The sequence below is a fragment of the Herbaspirillum lusitanum P6-12 genome, assembly GCF_000256565.1.
GTDB classification, from domain to species: Bacteria; Pseudomonadota; Gammaproteobacteria; order Burkholderiales; family Burkholderiaceae_D; genus Herbaspirillum; species Herbaspirillum lusitanum.
Window position 1 is genome coordinate 1 of the sequence record NZ_AJHH01000341.1, and the last position, 2085, is coordinate 2085.

Annotated in this window: 2 protein-coding genes; both read right to left on the reverse strand. The window is 61.6% G+C overall.

Translation table 11 applies throughout. From position 1 onward, the window contains the following. On the reverse strand, nucleotides 1-848 hold an 848-nt coding region (locus HLUSI_RS0110935; protein WP_016834023.1), incomplete at its 3' end, for an MCP four helix bundle domain-containing protein. A gap of 207 nt (nucleotides 849-1055) precedes the next feature. Next, entirely contained in the window at nucleotides 1056-2063 is a 1008-nt protein-coding gene (locus HLUSI_RS28095; RefSeq protein ID WP_016834024.1) for a sensor domain-containing diguanylate cyclase, read from the reverse strand. Between the last annotated feature and the right edge of the window lie 22 nt (nucleotides 2064-2085).

A 2085-nucleotide genomic window follows, 5' to 3' on the forward strand; every position in this document is an offset into this window, starting at 1 on the left:
AGATTGCCGGTGGCGATTTCGGCCGAGGCGGTGGCGATGGTATCGGCGCCGCTGCGGACCTCGCGCACGGTCTTGAGCAGGTTCTGCGACATGTCGTGCAGGCCTTGCAGCAACTGACCGATTTCATCCTTGCGGTCCACCACCACGTGCGTGCTGAGGTCGCCCGCCGCGACTGCGGAAGTGGCCTGCACCGCGCGACGCAGCGGTCGCGTGATGCCGTCGGACAGGCGCCACGATGCAATCACGCCAACCAGCAGCGCCAGCACGCCTACCGCGATCAGGATCGTGCGACCCGAGCGATATTGTTCATCGACGATCGCCGCGTTGCGGTTGATGACGTCGCGCTGATGCGCTGCCACGGCGCTCACGCGGGCGGAGTATTCCTTCATCGCCGGCAGCAGTTCGGTTTCAAGCGCCGCCAGCGCAGCCGCTTCGTCGCCGCCCTCCTTGAGCTTGATGATCTTGTTGCGCAGGTCGTTGTAGACCTTGCGCTGCACCAGCAGGGAGTCGAACAGTTTGCGTCCTTCAGCCGACTTGATCAGCTCGTCGAGCTGCTTCTGGACCGCGCTGGTGCGATCGACCGTGCCGGCCATCTGGTCCTTGAAGAACTTCTGATGGTCGGCGTTGTCGCTCTTGATGACCGCAATCGTACGCACGCCGTTGGCATCAATGTTGGCGGCCCATTCGGACGCCAGCCGTTCCTTCTGCAGGTCCAGTGCGATCATGGTGGCGGTGCGATTGCCGATGTCCTGCAGGCGCCATACGCCGATGATCGTCATCAGCACCAGCAGCGACAACACCAATGCAAAACCCAGGCCCAGGCGCGAGCCGATGCGCATGTTTTTCATTTGATTTTCTTTCGTCTCAATATTGTTTTTCGTACAACCTGCGCATGGGGGAGGGCAGGATCAGCACTGCATGGTAGTCCGTCGCAGCGGCCGGCGATCCGAGGAAAAGGCCTGGAAATGGTCTTCAGTTACGGACCTTTACGTGTGCTTACGACAGCGTCGCATTGCAGCAAAGTTGTCGGCCTGATCACGCAGGATCAGGCTCGGTCAGGTCACGGCGCGATGTTCCGGCAGATCATCGGCCGCACCTGGCGGATCGCTCAACGCCACGCGATTGCGGCCAAGCGCCTTGGCTTGATACAAGGCCACGTCCGCCAGCCGCAGTAGCGTGTCGGTGCTCATGTTCTCGTCCACTTGCACGGCGATGACGCCGATGCTGCAGGTGACGCAACCGAAGGGCGACTCCTCGTGCGGGATCTGCAACGCGGCAACGGCATTACGGATGTTTTCGGCGAATTGCACGACGTTGGCGGCATCGCTTTCGGCCACGATCACGGCGAACTCTTCGCCGCCGTAACGCGCCGCCAGGTCGGTGGCGCGACGCGAACTGGCGCGCATGACACGTGCAATGGTGCGCAGGCAATCGTCGCCCGCCAGGTGGCCGTAGCGGTCGTTGTAATTCTTGAAATAATCGACGTCGAGCATCATCAGCGCCAGCGGTTTCTGCGAGCGCACCGCACGTCGCAACTCACCGCTCAGCGCTTCGTCGAAACGGCGCCGGTTGGCGATGCCGGTCAGGCTGTCGGTAGCGCTCAGGGCTTCCAGCTGACGGTTGGCCTGCTCCAGTTCGCGCGTGCGTTCGGCCACCAGTTCTTCCAGCCGCTCATTGTGCTGATGGACCTTGCTGGCCATGTCGTTGAAGCGCTGCGACAATTCCGTGATTTCATCCTTGCCTTCGTAATCCATGCGGATCAGATAGTTGCCGGTGCGGGTCGCCTTCATCACGCCAACCAGCTGCTTGAGCGGTAGCGAAATGCTGCGTGCGATGATGAAGGACAGCACCAGCGCCAGGATGAAACACAGCACGCCGATGAGGATGATCTTGTTGCGGATCGAGCGGACTTCGGCGTTGAGCGCATTGAGCGGCGTGACGTTGACGACCATCCAGCTGGTGCGCGGCACCGGCGCGAAAGCGGCGAGCTGCTCCCTGTTATCGCCGTCGCGGTAAGACACGAAATTGCCGCTGTTTTCCGCTACGCTGCGCGCGATTGTCATGCCGTCGCTGAATTATTCCGCT